Genomic DNA, 16,081 nt, shown 5'->3' on the forward strand with positions numbered 1-16,081 from the left:
CGCGAGGCGGAGGAGGAGTCCATAACGAGGTTATGGACGACGACAACGCCGCAGACCGCAGTAGGCACAAAAAGCAGCAGGCACAAACAGGCCCCAGGCCCGAAAGAGCTCAAGACCGAAAAGGCCGGGCACAGAAGGCCGGGCCCAAGAACGAAGGCCAGGCCCCAAAGGGCCCGAAGCCTCAAAAACCGAGGAGCCGGAGAGTTCGAGGAGCCGGGAGGCGCGGCAACGCCACCCGGCTCAGATCCCCAGCCGATGCACCATCTGACAGGAAACACAGGAGTTGGGACCCATGCCCCAGTATTCACCACACGAGTCCCCGGATCAGGCCACGGCGAGTGTCGAGGAGTTCGGCTACAAGCAGGCGATGAAGCGAGGAACCGGGCGTTTCGCGTCGTTCGCGGTCGCCTTCGCCTTCGTCTCGATCGCCACGGGAATCTTCACCACCTACGGCTCCGTGCTGAACAGTTCGGGGCCCGCGGGCATCTGGACCTGGCCGATCGTGATCGTCGGTCAGCTCGCGGTCGCGTTCATCTTCGGTTCCCTGGCCGCGCGCATCCCGGTGACCGGCTACTCCTACCAGTGGACCTCCCGGCTGGCCAATCCCGTCCTGGGCTGGATCATCGGCTGGATCTCGTTCACGTTCCTGGCGATCGTGGTGGTCGCGGTCGACTACACCATCGCCTCGACGGTGCTTCCGGCGCTGCTGAACTACCAGGGGACGGCGCTGAACGCGTGGGTGATCACCGGGGTGGTCATCCTCGCCCAGGCGTTCCTGGTCGGGCTGTCCACGAAGTGGACGGAACGGGTCAACAACTTCGCCGTCTCCGCCGAGTTGGCCGGCATGATCGCCCTGGTCCTGCTGCTGCTCGGGGTGGGGTTCGTCGCCAAGGAGGCCAACTTCGCGAACCTCTTCAGCACCGGCGCCGTTCCCGCTGAGGGCTACCTGTCCTTCGGCACGCTCACCTCCGCGGGCCCGTGGATGCTGGGCTTCCTGCTCGGCGCGTTCACGATCGTCGGCTTCGAGTCGGCGGCCAACCTGGCCGAGGAGACCAAGGACCCGGCCCGTGTCGTGCCCCGCGCCATGTGGCAGGCGGTCCTCGCCTCCGGTGTGCTGGGCTTCCTGTTCCTCATCGCCGTCACCCTGCTCGCCGGGGACCCGGTCGAGCTGGCGAAGTCGGACACGCCGATCGCGGACGTGATCACCCGGACCCTCGGTCCCGTCGTGGGTACGGCCCTGCTGGTGCTGGTCGTCATCGCGATCTTCGCCTGTGGCATGGTGATCCTCATGAGCGGGGTGCGCCTGGTCTGGGCGATGTCCCGTGACGAGCGCTTCCCCGGCTGGCAGGCCTGGCAGAAGGTCTCGCCGAGGTTCGGCACGCCGTTGAACGCGACCGTGCTCATGTGCGTCATCGGCCAGCTGATCCTGGCGATCTTCTCGACCAGGACCGACGCGCTGTTCGGGCTGTTCGCCGCGGCGACGCTGCTGCCCGCGATCATCTACGCCTCGACCGTCGCCCTGTACGTGGTCAAGCGCCGTTCGCTGCCGCCCAGCAGGGGCTTCGACCTGGGCCGCTGGGAGATCCCGGTGGTCACGGTCGCGGTGGTCTGGCTGGTGTTCGAGCTGCTGCTGTTCCGCGACGCCTCGTTCGCCGACCCGTGGACCTACGTGCTGATCATGCTGGTGATCGGTGCCGCCTACCTGGTCTACCTGCTCGCCACCAGGGGTGGGGCGCGTGGCCTGGCCATGCCGGAGATGCGCTCCATCGACGCCGAACTGGACGCCGACGCCGCCGCCGGGCACGACGTCTCCCAGGATCGGGGGGACGTGAACCGGCGATGACGACCGTACTGGCGATAGACCAGGGCACCTCGGGCACCAAGGCGGTCGTGACCGACGGCGAGGGGAGGGTGCTCGGCCTGGCCGAGCACCCGGTGCGCCCCGTCTACCTGCCGGGCGGCGGGGTCGAGCAGGACCCGAGGGAGCTGCTCGACTCGGTCCTTGAGGCAGGGCGGCGGGCCGTCGCGCAGGCCGGTGTCCCCGTCGACGCCGTGGCGCTGGCCAACCAGGGTGAGACCGTACTGGCCTGGGACCCCACGACGGGCGAGCCGCTGTCCACCGCGATCGTGTGGCAGGACCGCCGCTCCGAGGAGATCTGCGTACGGCTGCGCGAACACGCCGACCGGATCGCGCAGGCCACCGGGCTGGTCCTGGACCCGTACTTCTCCGCGCCCAAGATGGCCTGGCTACGGGAGAACGTGACCGGGGAGGGCGTGGTCACCACCTCGGACTCGTGGCTGGTGCACCGGTTGACCGGGGAGTTCGTCACCGACGTCTCGACGGCGAGCCGGTCGCTGGTCACCCGGCTCGACGACGCGGACTGGGACGACGGGCTGCTCGAACTGTTCGGTCTCGGCGGGGAGCGGCTGCCCCGGGTCGCCGCCAACGACGAGGTGGTCGGCTCGACCTCCGCGTTCGGCGGGGACCTGCCGGTGTGCGGGCTGGTCGTCGACCAGCAGGCGGCGTTGCTCGCCGAGAACTGCCTCACCGCGGGCGAGGCGAAGTGCACCTTCGGCACCGGGGCGTTCCTGCTGGCCAACACCGGCACCTCGGCCACGCGCTCGACGTCGGGCCTGGCCGCCTCCGTCGCCTGGCGGGTCAGGGGGGAGACGTCCTACTGCTTCGACGGGCAGGTCTACACGGCGGCCTCGGCCGTACGGTGGCTGCAGGACCTGGGCATGATCGGCTCGGCCGCCGACCTCGACGTCGTGGCGGCCGACGACAGCGAGGGCGTGCTGTGCGTCCCCGCGCTGGCCGGGCTCGCCGCCCCGTGGTGGCGGCCGGACGCCAGGGCCTCGTTCACCGGGATGACGCTCTCCACCGGCCGGGGGCACCTGGTGCTGGCCGTACTGCAGGGCGTCGCGGCGCAGGTCGCCGAGCTGGGCGACCTCGTCGCCGCCGATCTCGGACGGCCGCTGAGCGCGCTCAGGGTGGACGGCGGGCTCACCCGCAGCCGGGTGCTCATGCAGGCGGTCGCCGACCTGGCGCAGGTCACGATCGAGGTCTACCCGTCGGAGCACGCGACCCCGCTGGGCGCCGCCGCGCTGGCCCGCGCGGCGCTCGACCCCGCCCTGCCGCTGCGGGAGGCGGTCGGCGGGTGGAAACCGGCCACGACGTACGAGCCGCGCTGGCCGGCGGAGCGGGCGGCCGAGTTCCGCGCCCGCTGGCACGAGGCCGTACGGACGACCACAACGAGACAGGAGCAGGAGGGGGAACGGTGAGCACCACGGGGGTGGGCACGTTCGACGTGGCGGTGATCGGAGCGGGCATCGTCGGCTCCGCCATCGCCAGGGAGCTGGCGGGGCACGAGCTGAGTGTGGCGCTGCTCGAAGCGCGTGACGACGTCGGCGACGGCACCAGTAAGGCGAACACCGCGATCCTGCACACCGGTTTCGACGCCAAACCCGGCACCCTCGAATCCCGCCTGGTGCGTGAGGGCTATCACCTCCTGTACGGCTACGCGGCCCGCACCGGCATCCCGGTCGAGCACACCGGGGCCCTGCTGGTCGCCTGGACCACCGAGGAGCTCGACGCGCTGCCGGGCCTGAAGGAGAAAGCCGAGCTCAACGGCTACGACAAGACGGAGATCGTCGACGCGGACGAGGTCTACCGGCTGGCGCCGCACCTGGGTGAGGGGGCGCTGGGCGGGCTGACCGTGCCCGACGAGTCCATCGTCTGCACCTGGACGACCAATCTGGCGCTGGCCACCGAGGCGGTCCTGCGCGGGGTGACGCTGCTGCTGAACCATCGGGTTCTGACCGTCGAGGAGCACTGGGAGTCGACGACGCTGCGCACCTCGGGCGGGGACGTCACCGCCCGCTGGGTCGTCAACGCGGCCGGGCTCGGCGCCGACGTCGTGGACCGGCTGTTCGGCTACGACCGTTTCACCGTCACGCCGCGCCGCGGTGAGCTGCTGGTCTACGACAAGCTCGCCCGCCCGCTGGCCGACCGGATCATCCTGCCGGTGCCGTCCTCACGCGGCAAGGGCGTGCTGGTCAGCCCGACCGTCTACGGGAACGTCCTGCTCGGGCCGACCGCCGAGGACCTCGTCGACCGGACCGACACCGGGACCTCGGAGCGGGGCCTTGAGTTCCTGCTGGAGAAGGGGCGCAAGATCATGCCCGAGCTGCTGCGGGAGGAGGTCACCGCGACCTACGCGGGCCTGCGCGCGGCGAGCGACCGCCAGGACTATCTGATCGAGGCCGACGCGGAGCATCGTTACATCCTCGTCGGCGGTATCCGCTCGACCGGGCTCACCGCGGGCATGGCCATCGCCCGGTACGTCACCGAGCTGGCGGGCGGGGCGGGGCTGCCGCTCGTGCCGAGGGCCGACCTGCCCGAACCTCCCCGGATGCCCAACCTCGGGGAGGCCTTCCTCCGTCCTTACCAGGACGCCGAGCGGATCGCCGCCGACCCCGCCTACGGCAAGGTGGTCTGCTTCTGCGAGCGGGTGACCGAGGGGGAGATCCGTGACGCCCTCGACTCACCGATCCCGCCCGCCGGGCTTGAGGGGCTGCGGCGCCGTACGAGGGCGATGAACGGGCGCTGCCAGGGGTTCTTCTGCGGCGCCGAGATCGGAAACCTGCTGGAGGCCGACCGATGAGCGACACCGTCACCACCCTCACCCCGGACGTGGTCGTCGTCGGCGCGGGGCCGTCCGGGCTGAGCGCCGCGCGGGTGCTCGCCCCCCGGGTCGGCGGTGAGGTCCTGGTCCTCGACCGCGAGAGTACGGCCGGCGGCATCCCCCGCCACAGCGACCACCCCGGCTACGGCGTCAGGGACATGGGGCGTTTCATGGGCGGCCCCGCCTACGCCCGCAAGCTCGTCCGGCAGGCGGAGGAGGCCGGGGCGACGGTCCGGACGAACGCCACCGTGACCGGGTGGGCCGGGGAGCGCGCGATCGAGGTGACCACCCCCGAGGGTCGTCTCCTCGTCGAGGCCGGGGCGGTGGTCCTGGCCACCGGTGCCCGGGAGCGTCCCCGTCCGGCCCGGCTCATCCCCGGGGACCGGCCCCGTGGCGTCTACACGACCGGGCACCTGCAGAATCTCGTCCATCTCAGGCACGGCAGGGTCGGTGAGCGGGCCGTCGTCGTGGGCGCGGAGCTGGTCAGCTGGTCGGCGGCGCTGACGCTGCGGGAGGCGGGCTGCCGTACGGTGCTGATGACCACCGAGTATCCGAGGCCGGACTCCTACGCCGTGTTCAGCGGTCCGGGAAAGGTGCTGTTCGGGACGGAGGTCGCCACCCGCACCCGGGTGAGCCGGATCATCGGCAGGCCGGACCTGCGCGCGGTCGAGATCGAGGACCTCGACACGGGGCGCAGGCGGGTCGTCGAGTGCGACACGCTCATCCTCACCGGCGACTGGATTCCCGACCACGAGCTGGCGCGCGCCGCCGGGATCGCCATCGACCCCGGCACCCGGGGGCCGTTGGTCGACAGCGCGCTGCGCACGGACCGGCCGGGTGTGTTCGCCGTGGGCAACCTGCTCCACCCGGTGGACACCGCCGACGTCGCGGCGATCGACGGCGCCCATGTGGCGCGTCCCGTCACGACCTGGCTGGACGGCGGGGCGTGGCCGGTCGGCGAGGGAGTACGGCTGCTGGCCGGGGAGCCCTTCCGGTGGGTGACGCCGGAGATCCTGCGACCCGGTGACCCGGTGCCCGCCCGGCGGCGGCTGTTGCTGTGGGGCGATCGCTACATCCGCCTCCCGCATGTGGTGCTGTGGCAGGGCGACCGGGTCGTGGCGCGCAGGCGGGTGTGGTGGCCGGTGGCCCCGGGCCGGGTGTTCCGCGTCCCTACGGACATGCTGTCCTCTGTCGATCCCCGGGGCGGCCCGGTGCTGGTCACCGCGGAACCGTGACCCCCGGTTCCCCGTCCAGCCGGTAGACGCGGCGGGCGTTCTCCGCGCCGATCATCGTGGCCACCCGTACGGCCTGCGCCCTGCTCCACTCCCCGTCGGCGACGAAGCCGGACAGGACGCGGGTCATCGCGCGCCGCCACAGCAGGGCGCCCAGGTGGTGCAGTTCCGCGGGTCCCCAGGCGTCGGAGGAGAAGAGGATCTTGGCGAAGGGGGCGAGTTCCAGGCTCTCCGCGACGACGGCCGCCCTGCGCGCCCCGGTGTGGTTCACGGCGAGCCCCACGTCGACGTAGACGTTCGGGTAGACCTGGGCGAGGAAGCCCGCGTTGCGGTGGAACGGGTAGCAGTGCAGCAGCGTCAACGGGACGCCGCTCGGCTCCGCCCGTTCGATGAGGCCGCGCAGCAGCAGCGGGTCGCAGCGGCGCAGGTCCAGGTCGGGATCGCCGTAGCCGGTGTGGAACTGCAGCGGCAGGCCGCGTTCGACGCCTTTCCAGATCAGGTGGCGCAGCAGCACCGGGTCGTCGACACGGGCTCTTCCCGTCCGTTCGGCCTCCCGCAGCCACCTGCCCGCCGCGGCCGTCACCTCGCCGGGGGTCGGCGGCTCCGGGTCCACGTCGAGACCGTGCCGGTAGGCGACGACCGTCTTCACCCCGCGTGCCGTACGGCTGCGCTCCCACAGGGCCGCCTCGAAGCGGGCGGAGAACCCGGCCGCGTCGGTCCCCTCGGCCATGACGTGTTCGGCGACCGTCTCCAGGCGGACGATCTCGTCGGCCGGGCGTCCCGTGGCCTCGGTCATCCCGGCAGGGCCGAGGAGTTCCTCGCCCCGGTAGCCGGTCTCCACCAGGAAGTGGCCCACCCCGCTCGCGGTCAGCAGCCGCCGGTTGACCTCCTCGACGCCCAGTTCGGCACGGCGGGCGAGGTAGGTCTCCGGGTCGGTGTGCGGTTCGAGGCCGAGGACGGGCGCGCAGTGCCGCAGGACGGCGAAGCCGAGCTGGGAGTCGAACTGGGTCATCCAGGACGGCACCGGCCGGTCGGACTCGGTGATCAGCTCCTCGAACCCTCTCCTGGACAGGTCCGTGGACAGGGCTCCGTGCACGTGGTGGTCCACCAGCGCGACCGCCTCGACTTCCCGTCCCAGGGACTCGGCGGAGAAGGCGGTGGATGCTCCGGTCATGACGTGCTCCCGTGGGCGGTTCGCGGCTGTCGGTCGTGTCCGTGGTCTCCCCACCGACCCCGTCGTCATACCAGAACCCCGTCCCGGCGGCCTGCGGGCACAGGGGTGAGCCGCGCCGGGAAAGGCGTCGGCCCGCGAGTGGCGAACCCCACGTGTTTCCCTTTGTGGAGGACCCACCGTGAAGAAGCCCGGCCGGTTATCCGGAAAGCGCCCTTGCCTTAAGTGGCCGAGGACATCACCGCCTCAGCCGTTACGGAAAACGGCGCCGAAGCGGTTGTCCCGGTCGTTGTCACGGGCCCGCCTGAGGAACCACCCGCATTCCGGGACGCTCATCCCGGTGAAAGACCCGCTGATTCGCGGGGGGAATGTCCCCGGCGTGGCCGGGACGAAAGCGTGGCCGGGCGAAAGGCGGGCCGGGGTGTGGGCGTACGTGGCCGGATGAACCGGCCCGCGCCCGGCGGTCCCCGTCCAGGCCCATCCGTGGCCGCGCGATATGTCACGACATCCGAACAAGGGTGTCCTTGTGTGATGAAGGGAGGCGGGGACTACAATCCGGAAAAGCATAATGGCGGGGGAAAGCACGGGACGTGCTTGAGTAATCGCCTGACCATAGTGCGAGCACGTGAATCTGACGCTTAAGTGACTGTCCGGAAAGCCAGTCATCGAAGCGTTCGCGATCCTCGCGAACGCCGGAGGGAAGCTCCGATGCTCCAGACCATTCTGCTCGTGCTCGGTCTGTTCGTCGCTCTCGTGAGCATGGTGATCCTCGTCGAGGGCACGTCGCTGCCCGAACTTGTCTCGGACCTGCGCACCAGGAACGCCCGTACCCGCCGCCTGCGCCGCTGCCGCCGCGACAACGCCGTCTACCCCTATTTCTACGACGTCGGCCTGAAGAACAGGGCCGAGGCGCAGCCGCCCGCCCCCGTCGGGGGCCGGGTCGGCGTGAGCCGCTGCGGTCTTGAGGGCTCTCCCATGCCGCCCGGCATGTCCTCCCTCTACACGCTGCACCACCACGGCACCGGCCACCTGGTGCCGTGCACCGGTGAGGAGGTCCGGCGGTGGCGGCAGGCCGCGGTCGAGTACGTGACGACCCTGCGCGAGGCGGGCGCCGCGCTGCGCGCCGAGCACGAACGGGCCAGGCTGCGCCCCGTACGGCTGCTGCCCGGTGGGCGCCGCAGGATCGCCGCCGAGTTACGGGAGGCGCGAGGGCGTTTCCAGTCCGCCGCCCTGACCGCCGCCGCGACCTACCGGCCGGTACACGACGAGATCGCGAACCGCCTGAAAAGCGAACCAGCGCGCGGAACCCGGCGGGGGTGGCGACCGGCTCCCCTCACCTCACGGGAACGCCACCCCCTGTGAGCGGAGCGGCCCGCCGTTCAATAGTGTCCGATCCATGAGCACTCACTATGACGTCGTGGTCCTCGGCGCGGGCCCCGGAGGGTACGTGGCGGCGATCCGCGCCGCCCAGCTGGGCCTGAGCACGGCGATCGTCGAAGAACGTTACTGGGGCGGGGTGTGCCTCAACGTCGGGTGCATCCCGTCGAAGGCGCTGCTGCGCAACGCGGAACTCGCCCACCTGTTCAACCACGAGGCCAAGACCTTCGGCATCCGGGTCGAGGGCACGGTCACCTTCGACTACGGCGAGGCGTTCAGGCGCAGCCGCAGGGTCGCCGACCGGCACGTCAAGGGCGTGCACTACCTGATGAAGAAGAACGGCATCACCGAGTACGAGGGCCGGGGCGAGTTCACCGACGCGAACACGCTGCGGGTGACCGGGGCCGACGGCGGCGAGCAGACGGTGACGTTCGACCACTGCATCATCGCGGCGGGCGCCACCACGAGGCTGCTGCCGGGGACGTCGGTCACCGACAGGGTCGTCACCTACGAGGAGCAGATCCTCAGCGAGGAACTGCCCGGCAGCGTGGTCATCGCCGGGGCGGGTGCCATCGGCGTCGAGTTCGCCTACGTCCTGCACAACTACGGCGTCAAGGTGACGATCGTCGAGTTCCTCGACCGGCTCGTCCCGCTTGAGGACGAGGAGGTCTCCGCCGAGCTGGCACGGCACTACCGGCGGCTCGGTATCGAGGTGCTGACCTCGACGCGGGTGGAGTCCATCGACGAGTCCGGCGACAAGGTGCGGGTGACGGTCTCGCGAGACGGGCGGCAGCAGGTCCTCGAGGCCGACAAGGTGCTGCAGGCCATCGGCTTCAAGGCCCGCGTCGAGGGCTACGGCCTCGAACGCACCGGGGTCGCCCTGACCGACAGGGGCGCCATCGCCGTGGACGGGCACTGCCGTACGAACGTGCCGCACATCTTCGCCATCGGCGACGTGACCGCCAAGCTGATGCTCGCGCACGCGGCCGAGTCCATGGGGGTCATCGCGGCCGAGACCATCGCGGACGCCGAGACCATGGAGCTCGACTACGTCATGATCCCCAGGGCGACGTACTGTCAGCCGCAGATCGCCAGCTTCGGCTACACCGAGGCCCAGGCCCGTGACCTCGGCTACGACGTCCAGGTGGCCAAGTTCCCCTTCAGCGCCAACGGCAAGGCCCACGGCCTCGGGGACGCGGTCGGCTTCGTGAAGATCATCAGCGACGGTGAGCACGGCGAGCTGATCGGCGCCCACCTGATCGGTCCCGAGGTCACCGAGCTGCTTCCCGAGCTGACGCTGGCCCAGAAGTGGGACCTGACCGTCACCGAGGTCGCCCGCAACGTGCACGCGCACCCCACGCTCGGCGAGGCCGTCAAGGAGGCGATCCACGGCCTGGCCGGACACATGATCAACATGTGAGGGGCGCCGGGGGCCGGTCCCTACCCGGCGGAGGCGTAGGTGACCATGAAGGCCTGGGCCGCCCTGACGAGGCCGTTGTAGCAGGCCACGCCCCGGACGGTCACCGCGAGCGCGCCGGTGTTCCACGGTGCCGGCAGGTTGCAGTATTCGGGGCCGGGGCCGTACGCGGTGACCTGCATGTGGTCGAGGCGCCCGCCGACCTGCGGGAACGTCACCAGACGCAGCCCCGCTCCCGCGGAGCGCACGGTGTTGACGGCCCCGTGGGAGTTGTGGCTGACCCCGCCGGGCCGTGGGAGGTACGGTCCGGCGTCGTCCGGGAGGTTGTCGAAGGTGTAGGCGAAGTTCTCCGACGGGAGCGCCGCCCCGGTGATGGCCCGCTCGCGCTGGTAGGTGAGCGTCCAGCCGGTGCCGACGGGGGTGTCGGCCGCGTCGTGGCAGCGCACCCGGACGCTCTGCCCGGCCGCCGTGGACGTCCAGGCGGCGACCTTGCAGCGCACGGGCCGCTCGGGATCGACCGCGGTCACCTGCAGGCCGCCCGCCCTCCGCGCCGAGCCGAGGCCGGACATGAGGACGTCCCAGGTGCCCGGCGGCCCGGCGGTGACGGTGTTCTCACCCGCCGCGGAGTTGAAGCGTGAGACGACCGCCGCGCCGTCGTGGTGGACGTAGCCGAAAGCCCTCCCGTCCGTGTCCTCCACCGGACCCTCCACCGGTGGGACGCTCTCCTCGAACAGGACGGCGAACGGGACGGCCACCGGGGCACCGCCGTACCGGTGGCACCGTACGGCCACGAGCAGGTCGGCGTCCGAGGGGCCCCACCACAGGGCCTGGCACCACTCGGGGCGGGGAGAGACGGCCGTGACGTGCGCGACGCCGCCCGTGGTCGCCAGTCGGGGGAATCTGACGTACGTCGGCCCTCCGGCCGGGGTGAGGGTCGAGACGACCGGGCCGGGCGGCCAGCTTCCCGCCTGACGGGCGAGGGTGGGGACGCCGTTCGGCGTGTTGACGAAGGCGAACCCCCAGCGGCCGGGGACCGCCGTTCCCGCTCCCGCCGCCGGGACGGTGAGGTCACCCGTGAGCACGCCGAGGACACAGAGGATCGACGCGATGACCTTTCGTAACCGACGCATGCCGCTCTCCATCGGCCGAGGGGGACGTACGGCCAGGTGTGACCGTGACCGTGGCATGGGGTGGCATGACGCGGCATGGCAGAGCCGGGGGGACACCTGGTTGAGCGTTCTTCGGGCTCTCGACGACCCGCGAGCGGAGCGGCCTCTCATCCCGGAGACCGGCGAAACACCATGGACGACCGAAGGCGCCCACATCCGGAAACGGTGCGTCAGTCGACGATTACCCTACGTCATAGTACGGCTCGCACCGGCCCCGTCAACCCCTCACTCCGGGTTCGGGACGCCTCCCTCGGAGGCCTGTCGCAGCGCGCCGACCACGTCGGGGTCGACGGCGAAGAAGCCGTAGAGGTCGGTCATCCGCAGCAGCCTTTCGAAGGGGCCGCGCACACCCGCCAGGCGCATCCACCCGCCCGCCTCGCAGGTCATGGTCATCCCGCCGAGAAGGGTGCGCAGGCCGTTCGAGTCGCAGAAGGTGATGCCGCCCGCGTCGAGGACGATCCTGGGGCGGCTCTCCTGGACCAGCCCCCTGATGGCCTCTCGCAGCAACGGGCTCGACGTCCGGTCGATGTCGCCCTCGACGGTGAGCACGGCGCAGCGCGCCTCCTCGTGGTGGGTGACCCGGACGACCAGCTGCCTGCTCACACCCACCCCTGCCCCTCCCGCACCGGCGACGCGGACCGGTCCGATCACACGGTATACCCCCACCCTCGCACAGCCGGGCGGCCCGTGGGAGACATGTACGTAACGCCCAGAGACGACGTGGTATGACGTGGCACGACATGGAGCCCAGGAAGGCGACACATGTGTCCCCCAAGCCACAAAACCCAGGCTGGACACCATACGTAGCGGATTGTTTACTTCTCGTGACCGCAGTAGCACCATCCGTCACAGGAGAAAGCATGCGACTCAACACGCTCACGACCGTCGCCCTCGCCGCCTTCGTCGGCTGCGCGGGCCTGACGGCGGCGACCGCCCTCCCGGCCGCGGCGGGCACCACGCCCACCACGACCTCCTCCACGGCCGCCGACTTCACCGGCTACCAGATCATCAAGCTGCCCAACGCCAACGTGCCCAACTTCACCCGGCGCGCGGTCAGGTGCCCGGCGGGCAAGCACGCCATCGGCGGCGGCGCGGAGGCCCAGGGTAACCGCGCGATCCTCGTCGGCTCCTTCCCGACCGAGGACGGCACCGGCTGGTACGGCATCGGCCGCCAGGACGGCTACAACGACGTCGGCATCAGCGTCTACGTGATCTGCGCCAACGTCAGCTGATCACCCTCCCGCCGGCCCGCCCGCCCGAAGCATCGGCGGTCCGGCGGGAGCCCCAGGCTCTTCACCGCCTTCCCCCTCCACCGACGACAGGCCATAATCACTTTCGGTGTCTGCCAAGTAACTTAACGTCAGACAACGGAGGGTTCGTCTTGAGGCGTCTGCGCTACCGCTTCGACAACCTCGTCATCCGGGGAGGCTGGGCCGTGCTCGGCCTGCTTGTCCTCGTGGCGCTCGCCGTCTCGGTCGCCGGGGCGACGGCCCTCGTCGTCCTGGTCCCGGACGCCACCGACCTGCCCCTCGCGCTCTGGTCGGGGTTGACGCGCACGCTGTCCCCGGTGACGGCGACACCCGATGCGGGGCCGCCACCACTCCCCCGAGGCACCCCGGTGGTCGCTTTGACCGGAATCGTGATCTTCAGTGCGCTCGTCGGCCTCGTCAAGACGGGGCTCGACCGCAGGCTGGCCGGACTCCGCAAGGGCCGCTCGCCGGTGGTCGAACGCGGCCACACCGTGGTGCTCGGCTGGTCGGAGCAGGTCTTCCTGATCCTGTCCGAACTGGCCGCCGCGGGTGAGGGCAGAGGCGGGACGACCTGCGTGGCGATCCTCGCGGACATGGACCGGACCGCCATGGAGGAGGCCATCGGGGGCAGGGCCGCGCTGCGCAACCTGCGTGTCGTGTGCCGTACGGGCAACCCGACGGATCCGGCGGACGTGGCCATCGTCAGCCCGGAGCGGGCACGGGCGGTCATCGTGCTCGGTTCCGAGGACACCGACTCCGACGCCAGGACCATCAAGAGCCTGCTCGCGCTCGACGCCGCCGGGGTCCGGCCGAGGGTTCAGCTGGTCGCGGGCGTCCGTGACCCGGACAACCTGGTCGCCGCCCGGCTGGCGGGCGGGAGCGGTGCCCTGATCGTCGACGTCGACGAGATCTCCGCCCGCGTCGTGGTCCAGAGCTGCCTGAACCCCGGCCTGTCGGTGGTCTACGGCGACCTGCTCGGATCCGGGGGAAACGAGATCTGCTTCCGGCAGCCCTGCGACCTCGTCGGAGAGAACTTCGGTGACGCCCTGCCCGCCCTGGAGAACGGCTCCCTCATCGGCCTGGAGCGCCGGGGCAGGATCATGCTCAACCCCTCCGGGGAGACCCGGATCGACGCGAACGACCGGCTTGTCCTCATCATGGGCGACGGCGGCGCCAAGCAGTTCCGCACCTCGGCCGAGCCCGACAGCCACGAGATCATCGCCTCCGGGGAGCACACCCCCACGGCGCACCGCGTCCTGATCCTCGGCTGGAACGGCCGCGGCGCCGCGATCGTGACCGAGTTCGACCGCCGCATGCCGCCGGGGTCACAGATGAGGATCGTCGCGCACGACTCCCGGATGGCCTCACGGATGGACGCCCTCGCGGGGTCCCTGGCCAACGTGACCCTCGCCCACGAGAGCGGCGACATCACCCGTTACGGCACCCTTGAGGCACTGGGCGTCGGGACCTACGACCACGTCCTGATCCTGGCCGACGACCGGCTCGGCGCGCACGTCGCCGACTCACGCACGCTCCTGACCCTCCTGCACGTCAGAGAGATGACCAGGAGCAACGGCTGGCGGCACAGCCTGGTGACGGAGATGGCCAGGGAGTGCGACCGGCGTCTGGCCGAGGTCACCGAGGTCGACGACCTGATCGTCCCCACCCGGGTGACCGGCCTGCTGATGATCCAGATCGCCGAGCATCCCCGGCGCCACGACGTGTTCACCGACCTGTTCGCCGCGGGGGGCCAGGAGGTCTCCCTCAGACCCGCGGGTGACTACGTGCGGCTGTCGGTCCCGGTCGACTACGCCACCGTGGTCGCCGCCGCCCGTGCGTACGGCGAGATCGCGATCGGCTACCGAGGAGACCGTACGGCTCGCGGCGACGGTGGCGTCGTCCTGAACCCGCCGAAGAGCAGGAAGGTCGTCTTCGAAGCCGACGACGCGGTGATCGTGCTCTCCGGGCGCGCCTCCGTGAGGAAGGACGACCTCCGCACGGAGGTGGAACACCTGGAGACGCTGAACCACGAGATCACCTGACGCACGGCGGAGTCAGGTCCGAGGGAGACGTCCCAGTTGCAGGTCTTCGAGAAGGGCCTGAGTCGCGGCGGCGACGGCCTCGACCGCCCTGTCGAAGGCCTCGGCGTTGCGGGCGGACGGGGATCGGAACCCGGAGACCTTGCGGACGTACTGGAGCGCGGCTGCCCGCACGTCCTCGTCGGTCACGTCACTGGCGTAGGGCTCCCGAAGGGTTTTGATGCTCCGGCACATGCCTGGACCATATTCCACCGCACCGACAGAACCGGGGAGCCCGGGCGGCCCCACCGCTCCCCGTCCCGAACCCGGTCCGGACCCCTGGCGAGGGACCGGCGGGGTGGATCGCGGGCGGTTCGGTCCGCCGCGGTCTCCGGTTCTCTCCGTCAGGAAAGCCCTGAGCATATGTCGAACGGTTCTTCGTTCAGCACATCGGGCGGCCGAACCTCGCTGATCTTCTCCCAGAACCCGGGAGGAGGCCGAAGAGGCTGGGAGGCGACACAAGCGTCTCTTATGAAGCCGGAACGCGGCTTGGGCAGCAGCCACGAATAAGCTCCGCCGGCTCTCGTCCCCGCGAGGATCGTGGTCCCGTCCCCGCTCATGGCCAGCTGCCAGCTTTGGGAATCAGGAACCCGCAACGTGGCCAGCGGAATCGGGTGCGACGGATCCTTCAACCCCCATACGACCACCGGGTCAAGGCTCGACACCCCACCCGGTTCGTTCTCGACCGTGGCCACGGCACTTCCGTCTCCGGCGACGGCCAGCGGCACTCCCCCTTCCGCCTGACTTGGCAGGCTTCCCACCTGGGTCGGCCGCACGGGATCGGTCACGTCCCAAACGGTCCGGCCGACGATCGCCCTCCGGCCGTCGGTGCTCATCACGCCGCCGCTCCATCCACTCACCGTGGGCTTCCGCCCCGCGCTCCTGAGTCGCGAACTCGGGGCAGGGTGAAGCGGGTCGGCGAGCGACCAGACGACAGCCGAGTCCTCGCTGATCGTGAGCAGCTTTTTCCCGTCCCCTGACGCCGAAACCACGTTCACGCCGGAGGCGTGCTCACGCACGCGAGCCAGCATCCGGGGCTTGCCGCCCTCCAGGCTCCAGATCTCAACCGAGCCGTTCCCGAAACCGGCGAACAGCGTCATGCCGTCGGCGCTCAGGGAGACGTCGAGAAGACGCTCCGTGTGGTCCCCGGCGCGGACGACGGTCCTACGGGGATCGTCGTCCTCACTCAGGTCCCACATCTTGACGTCGCCGCTCGCGTCATTCCCGATCACCGCGATCCGCCCGTCGGAGGACAGGGCCACCGGCCCATATCCACGATCGAGCATCGTGGACCTGTTCCCTGTGAGATTCTCCCTGCCTGCTTCGGGATTCCTTTCGAGGCGCCAGAGACCTGAACCTTCCCGCGCGTCGGAGACAAGTGCCGACCTTCCGTCGGAACTCATCGCGACATCGATGACGGTCCCCGTTCCGGGGAGAAAACCCCGGCGCTCCTCGGCGAGTGTTTCGGCCAGCGCGGACCTGGTGTAGCCATCCGGGTGGTTCAGTACGGCGACATAACCCAGCAGGTTCGCGGCATACCAGTCCGACCCGCGCTGCCTGACGCCCTCAAGAGCGATCGCCCGAGCCTCGGACACGGTTTGCGTCCGCAGGCCGAGATACGCCCCTGTCCCGATCAGCAAGGAGAGCAGTACCGCTCCGGCGGCGAGCATCGGGCCCAGGCGCCTCCAACGACGCCCGGAGC

At 70.6% G+C, this 16,081-nt stretch carries 13 protein-coding genes; 8 read left to right on the forward strand and 5 right to left on the reverse strand.

Annotation, left to right across the window (positions count from 1 at the left end; genetic code table 11):
* Nucleotides 1-292 precede the first annotated feature (292 nt).
* Genes ACFYY8_RS20500 through ACFYY8_RS20515 form a run of 4 tightly spaced genes read left to right on the forward strand, consistent with a single transcriptional unit; the run spans nt 293 to nt 5,920 of the window.
* Nucleotides 293-1,843, forward strand: a complete 1,551-nt coding sequence (locus ACFYY8_RS20500; RefSeq protein ID WP_390043060.1) for an amino acid permease — start codon at nt 293-295, stop codon at nt 1,841-1,843.
* Nucleotides 1,840-3,282 carry an FGGY family carbohydrate kinase gene (locus ACFYY8_RS20505; RefSeq protein ID WP_390043062.1) on the forward strand — a complete coding sequence of 481 codons (1,443 nt, stop codon included), beginning with the start codon at nt 1,840-1,842 and terminating at the stop codon, nt 3,280-3,282. The genes ACFYY8_RS20500 and ACFYY8_RS20505 overlap by 4 nt, the downstream gene beginning before the upstream one ends.
* Entirely contained in the window at nt 3,279-4,664 is a 1,386-nt protein-coding gene (locus ACFYY8_RS20510) for an NAD(P)/FAD-dependent oxidoreductase (protein ID WP_390043064.1), read from the forward strand. The genes ACFYY8_RS20505 and ACFYY8_RS20510 overlap by 4 nt, the downstream gene beginning before the upstream one ends.
* Nucleotides 4,661-5,920: an NAD(P)/FAD-dependent oxidoreductase gene (locus tag ACFYY8_RS20515; protein ID WP_390043066.1), complete on the forward strand. Its 1,260-nt coding sequence runs from the start codon at nt 4,661-4,663 to the stop codon at nt 5,918-5,920. Before ACFYY8_RS20510 ends, ACFYY8_RS20515 begins: the two co-directional genes overlap by 4 nt.
* On the opposite strand, the gene ACFYY8_RS20520 is transcribed toward ACFYY8_RS20515, so the two are convergent.
* The gene (locus tag ACFYY8_RS20520; protein WP_390043068.1) at nt 5,904-7,091 is read right to left on the reverse strand and encodes an amidohydrolase family protein; all 1,188 of its coding nucleotides are present in this window, start codon (nt 7,089-7,091) and stop codon (nt 5,904-5,906) included. The two genes, ACFYY8_RS20515 and ACFYY8_RS20520, sit on opposite strands and share 17 nt — an antisense overlap.
* Nucleotides 7,092-7,796: 705 nt before the next feature.
* Here ACFYY8_RS20520 and ACFYY8_RS20525 point away from each other — a divergent pair.
* Both ACFYY8_RS20525 and lpdA read left to right on the forward strand, forming a co-directional pair.
* Nucleotides 7,797-8,450, forward strand: a complete 654-nt coding sequence (locus ACFYY8_RS20525) for a hypothetical protein (RefSeq protein WP_390043070.1) — start codon at nt 7,797-7,799, stop codon at nt 8,448-8,450.
* Between the two features lie 34 nt (nt 8,451-8,484).
* Nucleotides 8,485-9,885: a dihydrolipoyl dehydrogenase gene (lpdA, locus tag ACFYY8_RS20530; RefSeq protein ID WP_390043072.1), complete on the forward strand. Its 1,401-nt coding sequence runs from the start codon at nt 8,485-8,487 to the stop codon at nt 9,883-9,885.
* A 20-nt stretch (nt 9,886-9,905) separates the two neighbouring features.
* Here the strand turns inward: lpdA and ACFYY8_RS20535 are convergent, their stop codons facing one another.
* Together ACFYY8_RS20535 and ACFYY8_RS20540 are read right to left on the reverse strand one after the other, a co-directional pair.
* A complete protein-coding gene (locus ACFYY8_RS20535; RefSeq protein ID WP_390043074.1) occupies nt 9,906-11,012 on the reverse strand; it encodes a hypothetical protein in 1,107 nt (368 codons plus the stop codon).
* Nucleotides 11,013-11,276: 264 nt separating this feature from the next.
* Nucleotides 11,277-11,654, reverse strand: a complete 378-nt coding sequence (locus tag ACFYY8_RS20540; protein WP_390043076.1) for an STAS domain-containing protein — start codon at nt 11,652-11,654, stop codon at nt 11,277-11,279.
* Between the two features lie 257 nt (nt 11,655-11,911).
* Here ACFYY8_RS20540 and ACFYY8_RS20545 point away from each other — a divergent pair, with 257 nt between their 5' ends.
* Together ACFYY8_RS20545 and ACFYY8_RS20550 are read left to right on the forward strand one after the other, a co-directional pair.
* Nucleotides 11,912-12,283 carry a hypothetical protein gene (locus ACFYY8_RS20545; protein WP_390043078.1) on the forward strand — a complete coding sequence of 124 codons (372 nt, stop codon included), beginning with the start codon at nt 11,912-11,914 and terminating at the stop codon, nt 12,281-12,283.
* A 149-nt stretch (nt 12,284-12,432) separates the two neighbouring features.
* Complete coding sequence (locus tag ACFYY8_RS20550; RefSeq protein WP_390043080.1) at nt 12,433-14,343, forward strand: potassium transporter TrkA; 1,911 nt, start codon at nt 12,433-12,435, stop codon at nt 14,341-14,343.
* 12 nt (nt 14,344-14,355) lie between these two features.
* On the opposite strand, the gene ACFYY8_RS20555 is transcribed toward ACFYY8_RS20550, so the two are convergent.
* Both ACFYY8_RS20555 and ACFYY8_RS20560 read right to left on the reverse strand, forming a co-directional pair.
* Nucleotides 14,356-14,574, reverse strand: coding sequence for a DUF2277 domain-containing protein (locus ACFYY8_RS20555; protein WP_352010387.1), 219 nt, complete (start codon nt 14,572-14,574; stop codon nt 14,356-14,358).
* 149 nt (nt 14,575-14,723) lie between these two features.
* A complete protein-coding gene (locus ACFYY8_RS20560) occupies nt 14,724-16,049 on the reverse strand; it encodes a WD40 repeat domain-containing protein (RefSeq protein ID WP_390043081.1) in 1,326 nt (441 codons plus the stop codon).
* Nucleotides 16,050-16,081 lie beyond the last annotated feature (32 nt).

The organism is Streptosporangium sp. NPDC001559, from assembly GCF_042893955.1.
In the GTDB taxonomy this organism is placed as follows: domain Bacteria; phylum Actinomycetota; class Actinomycetes; order Streptosporangiales; family Streptosporangiaceae; genus Streptosporangium.